15 protein-coding genes are annotated in these 14,961 nt (G+C 61.5%); 7 read left to right on the forward strand and 8 right to left on the reverse strand.

Annotated elements, in window-relative coordinates:
* Positions 1 to 29: 29 nt before the first annotated feature.
* A complete protein-coding gene (locus FQP90_RS06375) occupies positions 30 to 2,540 on the reverse strand; it encodes an ABC transporter permease (protein ID WP_144648850.1) in 2,511 nt (836 codons plus the stop codon).
* The gene (locus FQP90_RS06380; RefSeq protein WP_144648851.1) at positions 2,540 to 3,310 is read right to left on the reverse strand and encodes an ABC transporter ATP-binding protein; all 771 of its coding nucleotides are present in this window, start codon (positions 3,308 to 3,310) and stop codon (positions 2,540 to 2,542) included. Before FQP90_RS06380 ends, FQP90_RS06375 begins: the two co-directional genes overlap by 1 nt.
* 135 nt (positions 3,311 to 3,445) lie before the next feature.
* Here FQP90_RS06380 and FQP90_RS06385 point away from each other — a divergent pair, with 135 nt between their 5' ends.
* A complete protein-coding gene (locus tag FQP90_RS06385; RefSeq protein ID WP_144648852.1) occupies positions 3,446 to 4,696 on the forward strand; it encodes a CaiB/BaiF CoA transferase family protein in 1,251 nt (416 codons plus the stop codon).
* Positions 4,693 to 5,682, forward strand: coding sequence for a hydroxymethylglutaryl-CoA lyase (locus tag FQP90_RS06390; protein ID WP_144648853.1), 990 nt, complete (start codon positions 4,693 to 4,695; stop codon positions 5,680 to 5,682). The genes FQP90_RS06385 and FQP90_RS06390 overlap by 4 nt, the downstream gene beginning before the upstream one ends.
* Positions 5,683 to 5,686: 4 nt before the next feature.
* On the opposite strand, the gene FQP90_RS06395 is transcribed toward FQP90_RS06390, so the two are convergent.
* Positions 5,687 to 6,136, reverse strand: a complete 450-nt coding sequence (locus tag FQP90_RS06395) for an SRPBCC family protein (protein WP_144648854.1) — start codon at positions 6,134 to 6,136, stop codon at positions 5,687 to 5,689.
* An 81-nt stretch (positions 6,137 to 6,217) separates the two neighbouring features.
* The gene (locus FQP90_RS06400; RefSeq protein WP_144648855.1) at positions 6,218 to 6,511 is read right to left on the reverse strand and encodes a DUF4287 domain-containing protein; all 294 of its coding nucleotides are present in this window, start codon (positions 6,509 to 6,511) and stop codon (positions 6,218 to 6,220) included.
* Positions 6,512 to 6,636: 125 nt separating this feature from the next.
* On the opposite strand from FQP90_RS06400, the gene FQP90_RS06405 reads away from it, so the two are divergent.
* Both FQP90_RS06405 and FQP90_RS06410 read left to right on the forward strand, forming a co-directional pair.
* A complete protein-coding gene (locus tag FQP90_RS06405) occupies positions 6,637 to 7,038 on the forward strand; it encodes a hypothetical protein (protein ID WP_244296543.1) in 402 nt (133 codons plus the stop codon).
* Positions 7,039 to 7,171: 133 nt separating this feature from the next.
* A complete protein-coding gene (locus FQP90_RS06410; protein WP_244296545.1) occupies positions 7,172 to 8,059 on the forward strand; it encodes a hypothetical protein in 888 nt (295 codons plus the stop codon).
* A 5-nt stretch (positions 8,060 to 8,064) separates the two neighbouring features.
* On the opposite strand, the gene FQP90_RS06415 is transcribed toward FQP90_RS06410, so the two are convergent.
* Together FQP90_RS06415 and FQP90_RS06420 are read right to left on the reverse strand one after the other, a co-directional pair.
* The gene (locus FQP90_RS06415) at positions 8,065 to 8,802 is read right to left on the reverse strand and encodes a GAF and ANTAR domain-containing protein (protein WP_144648856.1); all 738 of its coding nucleotides are present in this window, start codon (positions 8,800 to 8,802) and stop codon (positions 8,065 to 8,067) included.
* Between the two features lie 59 nt (positions 8,803 to 8,861).
* A complete protein-coding gene (locus tag FQP90_RS06420; RefSeq protein WP_144648857.1) occupies positions 8,862 to 9,761 on the reverse strand; it encodes a diacylglycerol/lipid kinase family protein in 900 nt (299 codons plus the stop codon).
* Between the two features lie 199 nt (positions 9,762 to 9,960).
* Between FQP90_RS06420 and FQP90_RS23580 the strand changes: the two genes are divergently transcribed.
* The gene (locus FQP90_RS23580; protein WP_244296547.1) at positions 9,961 to 11,064 is read left to right on the forward strand and encodes a hypothetical protein; all 1,104 of its coding nucleotides are present in this window, start codon (positions 9,961 to 9,963) and stop codon (positions 11,062 to 11,064) included.
* A gap of 127 nt (positions 11,065 to 11,191) precedes the next feature.
* Here the strand turns inward: FQP90_RS23580 and FQP90_RS06430 are convergent, their stop codons facing one another.
* Positions 11,192 to 12,247, reverse strand: a complete 1,056-nt coding sequence (locus FQP90_RS06430) for a hypothetical protein (RefSeq protein ID WP_144648858.1) — start codon at positions 12,245 to 12,247, stop codon at positions 11,192 to 11,194.
* Between the two features lie 101 nt (positions 12,248 to 12,348).
* Here FQP90_RS06430 and FQP90_RS06435 point away from each other — a divergent pair, with 101 nt between their 5' ends.
* On the forward strand, positions 12,349 to 13,518 hold the full coding sequence (locus FQP90_RS06435; RefSeq protein ID WP_144648859.1) for a flavin reductase family protein: 1,170 nt from the start codon (positions 12,349 to 12,351) through the stop codon (positions 13,516 to 13,518).
* Between the two features lie 102 nt (positions 13,519 to 13,620).
* Here the strand turns inward: FQP90_RS06435 and FQP90_RS23585 are convergent, their stop codons facing one another.
* Positions 13,621 to 14,259, reverse strand: coding sequence for a LysE family translocator (locus FQP90_RS23585; protein WP_242703174.1), 639 nt, complete (start codon positions 14,257 to 14,259; stop codon positions 13,621 to 13,623).
* A gap of 82 nt (positions 14,260 to 14,341) precedes the next feature.
* Here FQP90_RS23585 and FQP90_RS06445 point away from each other — a divergent pair, with 82 nt between their 5' ends.
* Positions 14,342 to 14,815: a MarR family winged helix-turn-helix transcriptional regulator gene (locus tag FQP90_RS06445; protein WP_144648860.1), complete on the forward strand. Its 474-nt coding sequence runs from the start codon at positions 14,342 to 14,344 to the stop codon at positions 14,813 to 14,815.
* The last annotated feature ends 146 nt before the right edge of the window (positions 14,816 to 14,961 follow it).

A 14,961-nucleotide genomic window follows, 5' to 3' on the forward strand; every position in this document is an offset into this window, starting at 1 on the left:
CTAGTTTTCCCCCCGCGGCAGATCGGCCCCTACTGCCGCGACCCGATCTCGTCCATGGGTCGCCTCCGCAAGGTAGAACGGGTGGACACGGCAACAGCGATCACTGCCAGTGCACACATGGACCCGATCACGGTGAGGCTCGGGAGCACCGAGAGGTGCGGGAGCGGATGCCCGCTGATGCCGACACTCATTCCTACGAGCGGCGGAACGGCAATGGCGACACCGAACATCACTGCTAGTACTGCGACTATCAAGGACTCCTTCCGCATCATGGCGCGGACCTGCCTTCTACTGGCTCCGATGAGCTGCATCAATGCAAACTCGCGTGATCGTTGTCCTGTGGCCATCATGAGGGTATTCACCACGGCAATCGCAATATAGCCAAGGATCACCACTAGAGCCACCACGCTCACCCACCCCTGTTGCGACCGTTCCGCCGCACCGGCCGCGCCCAAACCGCTGCCACCACTCACCTCAAAGCCGGAATCCGACAACACCTGACGCGTGGCATCACTATCGTCGCCGGTCCCAACCAGCGCAAACCCGTTAAGCCCTGAGGCTGTGTGGGAACGCACCACGTCATTGGACATGGTCACATCGCCGAATCCCAACCCGCGTTCGTAAATTGCCACCACCGTTGCCTCCAACGGCGCGCCATCACCAAAGTAGCCAGCCACGTCGTCGCCCACGTTGAGTCCAAGTGCCTGCCGCGCGTTACTGCTCAGGGCGATCCGGTGGTCTCCTGTGAGGGCTTCCAAGGATCCCTCCTGCACCTTCAGGTCCATGGTTCCTGCTGTGGCCAGTGGACGAATGCCCTGCAGAACGAAACCGGAACTGCTGGGCGGCTGGTCTCCGTACGCGACGGCCTGCTGGAGCACCGCCTGGCTCACGGTTACGGGATTAACCACGGCAACACCGGGTGTCGCCGCGATGTCCTCCACGCGCTCGTTCGAAAGACCGCCGGGGGCGCTCACACGCAGTTGGGCAACGACGCCCGCCTGAGCCTGAAGGTTCGCCTCATTGGCCAGGATGGAGGGCGCACCGATTTGGACGAGTCCCAATGAGATCCCCAAGGCTATGGGCGTGATTGCCGAGGCGAGCCGAGGCGCGTTGGCCGCGCTGTTGGCCGAGGCGAGGTAGGTGGAAGCCGACTTCCAGTGAAACAACGAGGCGATCCAACGAACGGCGAAGGCAACCAGTACGGGTCCAAGCAGAGCGAGCGAAATGATGAGGATGATCGCGGCCCCCGCTGCCGCACCTGCGGCACTCTGTCCCCTTACGGCCAAAGGCACCGCCGAGAGCAACAGTCCTGCCGCGCCCAAGGCGATACCGGTGATACGCCGCGCGCGACCGATCGATACTGGACCATTCGCGGCTTCCTGCAGCGCCTCCACGGGGTCGATCCGGGCGGGGCGCCTGGCCGCGATCCTGGCTGCGCTCCAGCCGGCGACGAGCACCAGGATGGTGGCGCCCAGAGCCGGCAGCGGGCTGAACGCGAGCGCGAAGTCACCTGGGATCAGGCCGGCTTGCACGAATGCACTCTGAAGCACAGTGGCGAGCAGATAGCCTGGCGCGGCACCAAAGATTGCGGCGACGAGGCCCACCGCGAACACTTCCCTGGCAACCAGACGGTGCACTTGGGCGGGTTCTGCTCCGACGGCACGCAGCAGGGCGAAGTCCCGGCGCCGGGACTGCATGGAGAGGGACAGCGTGCTTGAGACAATGAACATCGCCACGAGCAGGCACGTACTTGCGAAAGCCGCACCGACAGTTACCAGTGAGGAGCGGGCCGCCCCGGAGTCGAGGAACTCCACATCACCCCTGGCGTCTCCGGTTTGCACGCTGAGGTTTGGGAACTTGGCGGCGATGTCCGCCGCGAGCGCCACGGGTGCGGTGCCCTCAGCGGCGGCGATACCCAGCACTTGCGCGGCGCCGCCACGCGGATCCAGTTGCGCGATCCTATCCTCGCTGAGAAAGGCGTGTTCCGCCCGTACTGGTTCTACCGGCGCAGCGGCGATGCCCATAACCCGGTATTCGGCACGGATTCCGCCGTGTGCCAGAGGGACGATGTCGCCGATTGCTGCAGCCGTGGACTCTGTCAGCACCACTTCGTCAGCCGCCGAAGGGGCTCGCCCCTCCCGTATCCCGAACCCGCTCATGGACGATGCGGACCAAGGATGTGCATCGATGCGGCGCTCTGCGGACGCCATTGGAACCGTGACATCCGCAGCTACGGAAGCGACCCCCGGGAGTTTGGAGATCTCCTGCTCAGTTCCAGCCGGAAGTAAAACGCGTTCAATCAATGGCACCGGGAGGTCCCCGTAGATCGACAGGGACTGTTTGCCGCCAACCACCACATCGGCCGCTGAGTAGCGTTCGGGTACCAAGCCGCCACGAAGGCCGGACTCGATGAGTACGCCGAGGCCCGTCATGAGCATGGTGGCGACAAAAACCGACACCGCTACCCCCGCAAAGCTGATGCGGTTTTGACGGAGATCGGCGCGGACCAGTCGGTTGAAGCTGAGGTTTTTGTTGGCCATCACCATTCCCCCAGTGAGGTCATCCGGCGGGTGATTTCCGCCGGAGTGGCGCCGTCGAGGTGTCCTGCGAAGGCACCATCGGCGAGGAAGAGGATCCGGTCTGCCTGGGAAGCCACTACCGGATCGTGTGTCACAACAACCACCGTTTGGTGAAGCTCTCGGGCGGTGTGCGAGAGCAAATCCAGCACCTGCTTGGCGGAGCGGGAATCCAAGGCCCCGGTGGGTTCATCACCGAACACCACGTACGGTCTGGTGATCAACGCCCTGGCAATCGCAACCCGCTGCTGCTGTCCACCGGAGAGCGCGGAAGGGCGGCGGGACCTATGCTCGGCCAAGCCCACAGAGTCCAACAGGAAGTCCAACCAGCTTGGTTCCACGGACTTGTTGCCGAGCAGCAGCGGCAGGCATATGTTCTCCTCAACAGAAAGAGCCGGCAACAGGTTGTATGCCTGGAAGACAAAGCCCACGTGGTCGCGCCGGAATGCGCTGAGCACCTTCTTGGACAGGCCCGAAATCTCTGTGCCGCCCAGCCGCACCGACCCACTCGTGGGGGTGTCCAGACCCGCTGCGCAGTGCAGCAACGTGCTCTTTCCCGAGCCGGATGGTCCCATGATCGCTGTGAAGCTTCCCCGTTCCAGGGTGAACCCCACACCATCCAGCGCGGTGACTGATTGCGGCCCTGAGCCGTAGACCTTGACGATGGATTCGAGGCTGAGCACCTCGGCGGTTTGATGCGTCGCTTGGGCGATGCCAGGAAGAAGGGAAGTCATGTTTCAACGCTAGGGCGGTTGAACTCGTCTACCCATCCTGCCAACCACCGTAACGATGGTGGAGCTGGCTATACCGTGCCAGAGTGTAAGGAGTTTCCATCTGCTGCTCTTTCCAGCCACGCACGAAAGAAGACCATGACACACCAAACAATCGCCCCGCTGGACGGCGTCCGGGTCCTGGAACTCGGCAACTACATCGCCGCGCCCACCGCCGGCAGGCTGCTGGCCGACTTCGGAGCTGAGGTCATCAAGGTGGAGCGGCCCGGCACCGGCGACGAATTGCGTAACTGGCGCCTGCACAAGGGCAATACCTCCATGCTTTACCGCACCCTGAATCGCAACAAGAAGTCGGTGGTGCTGGATCTCCGCACGGCGGCGGGCAAGCAGGCAGTGCTGGAACTTGTGGCCAAGTGCGACATCCTGCTGGAGAACTTCCGGCCTGGCACCCTGGAAAAGTGGGGACTCGGTCCCGAAGTCCTCAACGAAGCCAACCCAGACCTCATCGTCACCCGCATTTCCGCCTTCGGACAGACGGGGCCGCTGTCCGAGCGGCCCGGTTTCGCCGCCGTCGCCGAAGCGTACGGAGGCTTCCGCAACCTGGTCGGTGACCCGGACCGGGCCCCCGTACGCGTGGGCGTCTCCATTGGAGACTCGATCGCAGGCCTGTACGCCGCCTTCGGTTCCATGATGAGCCTCTACCAGCGTGAAGCACGACGCCGGGACTCGGCTGGCGCTGTTCCGCTCACCGAGCGCATCATCGACGTCGCGCTGAACGAAGCCATGTTCTCCATGATGGAATCGCTGATCCCGGACTACCAGGCCTACGGCGTGGACCGGCAGCGTGTCGGTGGCCGTATGGAGGGGATCGCTCCCTCCAACGCCTACGTGTGCAAGGACGGCGCCAGCATCGTGGTGGCCGGCAACGGGGACTCAATCTTCCAGCGGTACATGCAGACCATCGGCCGCCCGGACCTGGCCGAGGACACGTCGCTCCAAACAAATGCCGGGCGCTGGGCGAAGCGTGAAGAGCTGGATCAGGCCATTGGCGAATGGGCCTGCGCGCTTTCAGCTGCCGATGCCTTGGCTGCCCTGGATGCGGCCGGCGTCCCGGCAGGTCCCATCTACACAGCCGCCGACATCAGCACGGACAGCCAATACGCCGCCCGCAACATGATTCAGAAGTTCGACGTTTCCACGGGCGAGGAAATTCTGCCCGGAGTGGGGTTCCCCGGGATTGTTCCCGTGATCGGGGACCAGTCCCTGCCCATCCGGAACCTTGGCCCCGACCTAGGCGAAAACACGCGAGAAATTCTTGGCGGACTCCTGAACATGGATGCCGCACAGATCGATGCGGCTTCAGGCCGCGAGGAGGCCCTCCGACCATGAAGCGCTTCGAAAGTCCCCTTGCTGCAACACTGGGCCGTGCCATCCTTCGGGATGTCACCCTGCGCGACGGTCTCCAGCTCACGGGCAAGCTCCTGCCTACGGAGCAGAAGATCGAAACAGTCCGCGAGCTGCTGCGTCTGGGCGTACCCGCCATCGAACTCGGCTCCATGGCGCGGGCCGATCTGGTGCCCACCATGGCGAACACGCTGGAAGTGGTCCAGGCGCTCAGCCCGGAGGAACTGGAAAAGTGCTGGATCTGGGTGGCGACACCGGGCCACGTGGCCAAGGCATCCGCCGCCGGAGCGCGGAACTTCCAGTACTGCTTGTCTGCCTCGGATTCGCACAACAAAGCAAACATCGGGCGGACTACGGACGAAAGCCTCGCCGCACTGCCTGAGGCTGTTGAGTACGCGCGAGCAGTGGATGGCCGGATTCAGCTGTGCATCGCGACGTCCTTCACCTGCCCCTTCGAGGGCTACGTCCCGGAGGAGCGCATCCTGTCGATCGCCAACGATCCCCGCGCTGAAGGCACCACGGACATCGTCATCTGCGACACCCTGGGGCAGGCTGTTCCGGCCCAGGTTGCCCGCCTGATCTCCCGCGTGCGCGACGAGTCCCCTGCCCGGCGGATCGTGTACCACGGCCACGACACCTGGGGGCTGGGCGTTGCCAACACCCTGGCGGCCATCCAAGCGGGCGCTGCCATGGTGGACGGTGCCCTCGGTGGGCTGGGAGGCTGCCCGTTCGCGCCCGGCGCCAGCGGCAACACCTCCAGCGAAGACATCTTGTTCGCCACCCGTCCCGAATGGCTGACGCCCGAGGTCTTCGGCGAGCTGGTAGTCCTGTCCGAGAAGTTGCTGGAAGAGTTGGGCGAACCGAACCGCTCCAAGGCCGCCCAAGGTGCCCGCTCCCGGGCTGAAGCCTTTGATTGGGTCATGGGGAACCATTTCCTGGTCACCACCGCCATTCCCGAACCCGGCATATAGCTTTCTAGTTCTGCCGTCCCGCTCCACCTTTGGCCATGAGCTCCAGCCGTTTCAAGGTCTCGCGGTTTCGGACTCCAATCATGGGGTCCCTGAGGGCCTTGGGTACCAGCTTGCCGGGGCCCTTGACCGCGTCCTCACCTAGGGAGACGCGGCATTGAGAGCCTCCGAGGTCTTCCAGGGTGATGATCACTTTGGCCTCCCCCATCGGCCAGCCCCTGGCCAGCAGCACAAGTTCCCTGCCGGGTTCCATACCGGTGACACTGGTGCTGTCATTGATCAACAGAGGCCAGGCTCCCACGGAATGATGGAGTTTGGAACCGGTCTGCGGCCACTGGTCATCCACGGCGCGGATCCGCGAGGCACCCACCACCCAGCCGGAGTAGAGCCACCCATCAGCAATCACTTTCCAAACGTGGGCCGCGGGAACGTCGAATACCTGGGTCACTGTGGACATGTGGATCCCTTCTGACACTGGGTGGCCGTGGCGATGACCTTAAGCTAAGCATGCTTATTGATTGCTGGCCACAGCCCCTTCCTACGTGCCCGGCTTACTGGCCTTGCCGTCCAACCACAGGGTGTCCGATTCATCCCGGTGCGTGCCGTCCGATCCCACATGCTTGCTGTCGATCTTGGGCCCCTTTTTGATGACATGCACCAATGCCATCCCGTGGCCCCGGCCCAGATCGTAGTCGGCTTTGAGCCATTCAAGGATGGTGCCTGCTTTGACGGACGGGTCCTTGAAACCCTTGCTATCCGCGATGTCCACCAGCTGCCGAGGAGTCAGTCCGGTCTTGTCTTCAATGGCGTCGAGGTAGGCCTGGAACGACATCAGTGTCGCCTTTCATCTTCAACTTCATGGAGGAATTGCATGCGTACGTGCCGATATCGTACCCATGCCCGGGGAATCAGTGCCCTACCGCCGTGTAGTCTGAGGTCTCCGATTTGGGGGAATCTATGACTCGAAGACGCAACGCGCAAACCCGTCAGCGTGCAGTAAAGCTTTCAGTGCTCACTCTGGCCCTGGTCTCTATTGCATGGCTCGGCTCTGTTCTCTGGGCGGCCATCGATGAAGGAGCAGTCCCACCCGACGCAGCCTTCCACGCTGTTCCGCCACCCAGCCAAGCCGGGCCGATCTCCACGGGATGTGGATCGGGAGGTTGTTGGCGGGAAATGGTGGTAGATATCAAGCCCCCGCACACTGCACAATCGCTTGCAGCCGAGATGGGTTTGGCGTCGGAACGCTGCGAGCCCATGAACCTGTGGACGCTGCGAAAGACCTGCACAGGAATCGCCGATTCCGGCGGCCGGGGGCTCCATATCTATTTGCAGTATTCGCTCCTTCTTTCCAAGTATTAGGAGCTCGAATGATGTTCCCCGATGGCTTGGACCCTGCTCCAGCTCGATTCCGCTGAGGTTTATGACCTTCTGGTTCCGGACTTTAACACCATGTCCGCAGCCCCATGGTGACCTGCTTGCCTACACTGATCGCATGGCGCACCAAAAGTGGCTACCGCTTGCCGCTTGCATGGCTCTTGGATCAACCCTGCCACTCTTGGCTGGTTGCAATTCCGGTGACTCACGGTCGCAAACCACCGGAACTTCCCAAGCCATCACCGTGGAGGTCAACCAATCCAGGGACCAGTACGGCAAGCAGGCAATCCAGCTACAGCTCACCAACACCACAGATTCGCCGCTGACGGTTAGTTCTGCGAGGCTGACGTCTGCCCTGTTCGACGGCGACATTTCATGGGAGCCGCGCGAGAACTTGATACTCCCGCCCGGCCAGCCCAAGAGCCTTCCCGCCCGGCTCCCGGCCCCGACTTGCGGGGCATCAACCGGCAGTTCCGCAGAACCACTCCGGGCCACTCTTAATTTTGCCGGACCGGGCAAAGACCCAGGCGATGCCACCATGGATGCTTCCGATCCGTTCGGCGTCCTGCCCAGAAATGCCGGCGAGTTGTGCCTTGCAGCGGACGCCGCAGCCGTCGCAACCATCGTCTTGGCCCCCGAACTGGAGGTGGCCCCAGACGGTCGCACCGCCGTCGTACGTCTTCTCATCACGCCGGCGATGGCGGCCGGGTCGCCGCAAATCATGACAATCGAGGGCATTGACGGGTCAACATTGTTGGCGGAGCCGCCCACCGATCCTTGGCCCCGCAACGTCGCCGTCTCGTCCGGCGACCCCGCAAAAGAACTGGCGCTGCGAATCCGGCCTGCGCGCTGTGATCCGCACGCTGTGGCCGAGGACAAGGTGGGGACGCTCCTGCCCTTGCGGGTGCAGGTGGAAGGCCGCCAAGGATTGGTCAAGGTTCCAGCCCCGGACCAACTTCGTGGCCGGATCTACGACTTCGTTACGGCCGCCTGCGTTGAGGGATGATCGGCTCAGTCATCAAAGTGGGCGGCCGGTTGCTGCTGCCCGGAAACACGCGTCACCATCTCCAGTGCCACAGCGTAAACCTTCTGGTTCCTGTCACTGGAAGCCCGGCGGAGGACGTCGAAGGCCTCGGTTTGGCTGCAACGGTTCTGGGCCATGATCATTCCGCAGGCCAGGTCGATCACGGTCCTGCTCTCCATCGCCGCCTTGAGGTCATCCCCGCGCTGGTCGGATGCTGCCAGCCGAATGGCCAATCGCATGGCCTTGCTTGCCATTTCGACGAACAGCACAGCGTCGGCAACCACGCGTTCCGTGAACAGCCCCGGCTCCGGCGCGAAAAAATTAAGCACGGCCGCAGAATCATCCGGCAACGTCATGGGGACGCCCAATGCGCTATGGATTCCCTCGGCGATGAGCGCCTTGGAGTAGTCCGGCCACCGGGGGTCCGAATGAACATCGCCCAGAAGCACGGGAACGCCGCTATCCAAGGCGTCCACGCAAGGCCCCTCCCCCAACGACTGCTCAATCTTGTCCAGCATCACGGCCCGCTCGCTGCTGCCGCCGATCGTTGCCGTGCGTTTCCGCCGTCGCAATGTCACGGCGCACTCGATCCGTGCTTTGGTAGCCCGGCTCACAGTGCCCGCGGCGAAACCAGTCAGCCCGTCGAGGAACGCCTTGACGTCCTCGGTCCCACCAATCAGGTCAACGAGCTGTTCAAAATCTTCCGCCCATTCTTCGGCCACCATGACGTCAAATCTAGAAGAAGCGGCAGCAGGCCACAAGCAGGCCGGGGAGGACGGGAACGCTAGCCAAGAATAGCCAAAGCTGACGGAGCACTTTCCACCCTGACCTTGACGTTGGCTTCGACACTCTTCACCTCGCCGTCAATCTGGTACGGCAAAGGCTTTAACGTGGTGAATTCGTAGCTGCTCACACTGGGCTGGTCACCCAAGCCCTGGGTGGTGGCCCGCAAGGCGGTCAACAGTACGCGCCACTTGGGCATGTGGGGAAAGACAATGACTTCGAATTTTCCGTCCGAAGGAATGGTTTCCGCCTCGCTCAACGTGGCGTACTTGGCCATCTCGTTAATGTTGGCGAAAACCAGGCTGTCGAACTTACGTCGCTTACCGTCAGACTGGCGGATGGCAAAGGGCTCGAATTTGGAGAAGGTCTGGATGACAGTGACCATTTCCTTGAGCGCACCCTTGCTGCCCTTTTCGAGCTCGGTTGCCACTACGGGGGTGAGGCCGAACCCGATGTAGGAGTGTGCGTACTCATGGGGGTCGTCTTCCTTCTGGCCAGTGTGGATCCGCAGGAGGTCAATGTTGTGGACACGGCCCTCCGCTATGGCCTCTTCCAAGGGCTTGGTCCCAATAATCCGGCTATGGTCATTAGCGTTGCCCGCGGCAAGGACTGCACAGACAGCCTGCGGGTTGTCGGCCTGCATGACACCGTTGACAACCTCGTTGTACCCACCATCGCCGCTCACTGAAACCACCAGCACGTCCCCGCCCTTGGCGGCTGCTTCCCGCGCCAAATCAACTGCATGGCCGGCGTGTTCGGTGGGCTGGAGGGTGATGTTGGGCTCGTAGCTGAGGAGATCCTTGAGATCATCGTGCAGCTGCTGCGCCAGCTCGGGCGCATCGCCTGTGCTGTTGGGATTGAAAATGATGACGATCGACTCAAAGGTCCGGGCAGAATCCATGATGTGCTCCTGGTTCAGTGCGAGGTCCCTTACAGGCGGTTGTTACCCTCGGAGGTTCCCATACTATTCGCAAAGACTCGGCGAACCTGACTCAGGTTCCGGACAACGCGGCCGCCAACCCTTAGCGGCGGGCCTCGATCAGATGCCGTGTGGAGTAGGCAACGAAGGGCTGGCCTGATCTCAGCGCCAACAGGAGCACGTGGACTCACAGGCTGCTCATGAAGCAGCCGCACGCCTCGCGGCCGAACGCAGCGCAGCCCACGCAGCCCTGGCACCGGTCGAGAAGAACCAATGGTGGGACAAAGCCCAACCATCCGACATCGCCACAGCACACGCCGTTGCGGAGGGTTGGAAAGACCACGACCCCACCGTGCTAGCCGCCCCGGAAAAGATCCGCCAGGAAGTCCTGACCCGGTACGGGATCGACACCCACGACGTCGGCACGGACACCGCATACCTCGAGTCAGGTATCCAGACCGTGACTACAGGGAAGGCACGCCAGGACGCCCTGACACTGAGCCAGGATGAAGCACGTAAAGTGGCTGCTGAACACGAAAAGGCCATGCAGCTTCTGGCAGCCGCCCGCGCCGAAGAACTCCGCGCCCAGGTCGCGAAATTCGCCCGGCAGATGGATCGCCAGCAGGTGCCAGTGGAGTACCTGGCGAACCCCGAACTGACCAAAGCACTTAAACAGGCACACAACGCAAAGACACCCAAAGCCTTGGAAGTAGCAGACGCCGCCGTGAAGGAACGCATGTTCCTGATCGGCAAGGACCGCATCAACGGACCCGACATCGACCAGCTCCGCAAAGAAGCCATGGCCAACGTGAACGGTGCAGGCGAGGAACACTTCAAAGACCCGACCTTCGTGGGCGCCGCCAAGAACCTGCACGAAGCGAAGCTGCTGGCGGAAGGCGGCTTCAAGGGCGACAAATGGTCGACGCAGGAGAAGCGATACGAGCGGGCCGAGAAAGAACTCTTCGACCGCATGGAAGGCGTCGGCCGGGAGATCGAGAACCGCGTAACCGGCAACGACAGCAGCCGGCTAAAAGACCAAGGCTTGAAAACCGAAACCGCAGCACAGTCCGGCTACGGCTCCGCCGAACACCACCAGAAATTCGCGGAGTCCCTCGCCGATACCGGCGCCAACGAAAAACAGATCCGTGGCCGCCTCGCAGCCGCCCGCAGCGAAGGGACACACCCCAGCGCCGCCGTAGCAGCAGGCAAGGCAACCAAAGCCAGGAAATCCCGTCCAGGGGCAGCAGTGGGCGCCGAGCGCAGCAAGGGCGGACCCTCTCGGTAGCCGATCAATAAGCGGATCCTCCCAAGTGCTGCATCGTCTCCGACGGAATTATGCTTGGAGTGTGCGCAAAACTGTGCAACCGCCCGAGGTTTCGCAGCTCTCAGGATGACACCGTCTTGATAACACGTCAGTTGCTCTTGAAGGACCGCTTACGGACTAGTGCGATGTCATCAGCCAGAGCTTGGGAAACAGACGGCCAAAGCCATCCCGCCGAGCCGAGATTGCTCCGCTCCCAGCTTCGGTCCAGGTATTCGCGGAAAGCCGTGGCTCTGTCTAGACGTCCCTCGAGGCTAAACTCGTCTCTAATCTTCAACGCCACATCTTGGTCCAGAATAGGGGTGTCCACAATCACCGGATCAACATAAGCGAAAAGGCAAGGCAGTCTTTTCATTGAGTAGATTCCTACAGTTGTGGGGCGACACTGTTCTGACTGGTCTATGGAAGTATCCATATGGGGACCTTCGATAAGGCGATGTCGGGAACAGTACTGAAGTGCAGCTGCAATTCCGTCTAAGGTGAATCCGAGCCCCTGCAAGTATGAGCTGATTGCTTGACGCTCGACATATCCACCCTTGCTATGAATGTTGACCTTGCGGTCGAGAAAATCTAACAGCAAAGGGATAACGAAATGCTCGGCCGCGACAGGTTGGGAAACCTGAAACAGATTGGGGAGAGGTGCCTCCTTGGGATCATAATAAACGCCATCCCCATGCAAAAGTGAACGGAGGAACTCGTGTTGTGGGATCGTGTATCCGCTGTTTCCAAACTTTTGGATAGTAATGATCTTCTCAGTGTCTAGATGTCCGCTGCCGATAAACTGAGTTGTGAACTCTAAGGCGCGGCGCATATTCCCACCCGCAACATTCTCAATCATTTGTATTAGGGGTTGGTTGAACCTAAAGTTATCAGCGAGCATCCGAAGAAAGTAATCGAGATTTTCACTCGATAGTCCGACCTGCCCAATGGGCCCGGCGCCTGGAGTACCAAGTATTTTGAGTCCGCATAAATAATGCAATATAAATCGTTCGGCGGCAACTGAATTCGTAACCATCGATTGGGACACTCCGCCGGGGCAACGACCAATCGCCCCGGTTACCGGATCTATGGTCTCAACGGCTGGAACGAACATCGACATCAACCCAGGGCGAAGGAGCAAGGCCATGCCCCACCGAAACACCACCACGCACGGTCTCCTCCGCGCCAGCCAACAGGCGATTTCCCGGAGACGCGAGCAATGACGCTCATCGGAACCAAACACCCGTCCAAAAGCCACAGGAGACAACCATGACCGACACGAAAATTCGTTCACTCGACCCAATGAAATTCCGTGAGGTTCTAGGTCACTACCCGACCGGAGTGACCGCTGTAACGGGCATCGCCGACGACGGGGAGCCCTGCGCTATGGTGGTCGGGACTTTTACTTCCGTGTCACTCGACCCGCCCCTGGTTGCCTTCATGCCTACCAGGTCGTCATTCACCTTCGACAAACTCCGCACGGCAAAATCACTGGCCATCAACATCCTCGCCCAGGATCAGGAGCAGCTTTGCCGGCGACTCGCCAAGCCCCAAGCCGACAAACTCAGGAACGAGGCCTGGAGTCTTTCCGCCGGCGGTGCACCGGTACTGGACGGCATCGTAGCCTCCATCGACTGCAGCATTGAGCAGGTTGTAGAGGGCGGAGATCACTTCATTGTCCTTTGTGCGGTTCAGGACCTGAACGTGCACAGGTCAATCGCTCCATTGGTCTTCTTCCAAGGCGGGTACGGCGGCTTTGCCATGGGCTCTTTCATGATCAGGGCCGACCAAGACCTTGCCCCCACCATCGCCCGGGCGCAGGCCCTCCGAGCGGACGTAGAAGCACTGGCTGCGGAAATCGGAGGTGAGGTCACGCTCTTTACGCGTCAGGGCGACGACGCCATTGCCGTACTCTCAGCGGTGGGCGGCGAAACCGACATCATCTCACCCCTGGGCTCCCACTACCCCCTCATCCCCCCACTGGGCGATGCGTTCATCGCATGGTCCTCGCTGCAGGACCAACAGGCCTGGCTTTCCAAGGCCTTCGGCGCAACTGAAGAAGAACTGGCCACCCTACGACGACGGCTCGAGGAGGCGCACCGGCGCGGATGGTCCCTATCGCTCGATGCACCGGGGCGGCGTGACCTGCTCGAGGCCGCCATCGGAGAGTATGGCGTAGGCGATCAACTGCCCGCCAAACAGCGGGAGATCAGTCAACGCATTGTCAAATCCGCTGGCTATTTCCCGGTAGGTGAGCTTGACCAGGCGGCGAGCCACGACGTTGCCACCATCACCGTGCCGATTCACCAACCGGAAAGCGAACCGCAGCTGATCCTGCGCCTGCTCTACCCGCCAAAGGGCGTTTCAGGAGCAACAGTGGAAGCCTGGGCACAACGCATCGTTGACTTCGCAACCGAAGCAACTCAACGACTTAATTAGTACACCAAAAGACCTGTCGCCCGGCCCTTCTGCTGCAGCGCAGGCCAACTCTGGAGTGGTGATAACAACTTGAACATCGTGTACATGGACTCACGGTTTGATTTACGCGGCAGCGGTCCTCGCGAGTTCGACCGCGTATAGCCCGGTCAGTACGATCCCCAGAACGCCGAGTACGACCGTCGCCGAGCGCATTGTTATTGTGTACGCCCGCGGGGTGAAACGATCGCGGAAGCGCGCGAGCAGCAGCGCCACGACCGCTTTCGCCCCGATCAGGGCTAGGTAAAACGCGGCAACCAGAGACAACGCGCCGAGCGGTGCCGATTTCCACTCGCGCAAGAACAGTGGTCCAAGCACGGTCGCCCACGTGATCCAAGGGTGAGGGCTGAGCAAGTTCACCAAGGCGCCCTGGAGAAGAGTACGCCACCCGTCCGTCCGCGGAGGCACGATATCAGACGCGACCTGCTCGACCGCTGCATTACGATGCCACTGCAGCCCGGCGGAGACGGCCAAGTAGACACCTCCCAGCAACCCAATCACCGAGAGCGTCCAATACGGTAGTCGTTCGAGCGCGAGGACTACCAGCACCACGACGACCGCGTCCGAAAGCACCGGCGCCACGGCCGTCGCCATTCCTCCACGCCAACCGCGGCGGAGTGTCTGTGCCACAACGAGAACGAGCAGCGGCCCGGGGCTGATGCCCGCCGTAGCGCCGAGCGACAAGCCGATTAGAAGCGCATCCATTGTTGTTTCCTCAAGTGGACTATGAGCATGACATGAATTATTATGTCAGCATAATTATGCACGCACAACTAAAGGTTGAACGATGAAGATTGAGGATGCGGACGATCTCGGCACGCTGGCTGACCTGCTACTCGACGTCGCACGGCTTATTCGAATGGTCGAACCTCTCGGCGAGGTACCAATCTTGACTGAGACGGAACAGATGGTCATGCGCGTTGTCGACCTCGCGCCAGGGTCGACGCCAAGCGAAATTGCGGACCGGTCCGTCCTCCAGCGGCCCAATGTCAGCGCTGCGCTCCGCAGCCTTGAGGCCAAAGGGCTCATCGATCGCACCGAACGGACCGGACGGAACGTCGTCGTCCGGCCGACAAAGGCTGCCGCAATCGCGCTCGAGCGGCTTCGGAAAGCACTGCGCGAGGTTATGATAGAGGCAACGGAGGAGGCCGATATCGAAGAATTGCTGTCCCTCATTGCACCACTGCGCGAGCTGGAGCTGAGACTCTTCGCACTCCGGCGGCCGACTCGGACGCAGATGAACAGGTCCGACCTTCGGTAGCAGCGCCGCCCCGTAATTCCTCCGCATGGGCGCACTCGGACGAGCGCCAGGACGCATAAGAGCCAGTTCCTGGTCCCCGAGGTCACTAGCCAGCATCGGGTAGGGAACGGGCTTAGGAGCCAGACTCTGCTGTAATTCCACTCACC

It is taken from the genome of Paenarthrobacter nitroguajacolicus, assembly GCF_007786235.1.
Lineage (GTDB): Bacteria > Actinomycetota > Actinomycetes > Actinomycetales > Micrococcaceae > Arthrobacter > Arthrobacter nitroguajacolicus_A.

What these genes read in the sequence shown, in the direction of transcription:
- FQP90_RS06375 (WP_144648850.1), bottom strand. Translation starts at nt 2,540, where the DNA reads ATGGCCAACAAAAACCTCAGCTTCAACCGACTGGTCCGCGCCGATCTC.
- FQP90_RS06380 (WP_144648851.1), bottom strand. Translation starts at nt 3,310, where the DNA reads ATGACTTCCCTTCTTCCTGGCATCGCCCAAGCGACGCATCAAACCGCC.
- FQP90_RS06385 (WP_144648852.1), top strand. Translation starts at nt 3,446, where the DNA reads ATGACACACCAAACAATCGCCCCGCTGGACGGCGTCCGGGTCCTGGAA.
- FQP90_RS06390 (WP_144648853.1), top strand. Translation starts at nt 4,693, where the DNA reads ATGAAGCGCTTCGAAAGTCCCCTTGCTGCAACACTGGGCCGTGCCATC.
- FQP90_RS06395 (WP_144648854.1), bottom strand. Translation starts at nt 6,136, where the DNA reads ATGTCCACAGTGACCCAGGTATTCGACGTTCCCGCGGCCCACGTTTGG.
- FQP90_RS06400 (WP_144648855.1), bottom strand. Translation starts at nt 6,511, where the DNA reads ATGTCGTTCCAGGCCTACCTCGACGCCATTGAAGACAAGACCGGACTG.
- FQP90_RS06405 (WP_244296543.1), top strand. Translation starts at nt 6,637, where the DNA reads ATGACTCGAAGACGCAACGCGCAAACCCGTCAGCGTGCAGTAAAGCTT.
- FQP90_RS06410 (WP_244296545.1), top strand. Translation starts at nt 7,172, where the DNA reads ATGGCGCACCAAAAGTGGCTACCGCTTGCCGCTTGCATGGCTCTTGGA.
- FQP90_RS06415 (WP_144648856.1), bottom strand. Translation starts at nt 8,802, where the DNA reads ATGGTGGCCGAAGAATGGGCGGAAGATTTTGAACAGCTCGTTGACCTG.
- FQP90_RS06420 (WP_144648857.1), bottom strand. Translation starts at nt 9,761, where the DNA reads ATGGATTCTGCCCGGACCTTTGAGTCGATCGTCATCATTTTCAATCCC.
- FQP90_RS06435 (WP_144648859.1), top strand. Translation starts at nt 12,349, where the DNA reads ATGACCGACACGAAAATTCGTTCACTCGACCCAATGAAATTCCGTGAG.
- FQP90_RS23585 (WP_242703174.1), bottom strand. Translation starts at nt 14,259, where the DNA reads ATGGATGCGCTTCTAATCGGCTTGTCGCTCGGCGCTACGGCGGGCATC.
- FQP90_RS06445 (WP_144648860.1), top strand. Translation starts at nt 14,342, where the DNA reads ATGAAGATTGAGGATGCGGACGATCTCGGCACGCTGGCTGACCTGCTA.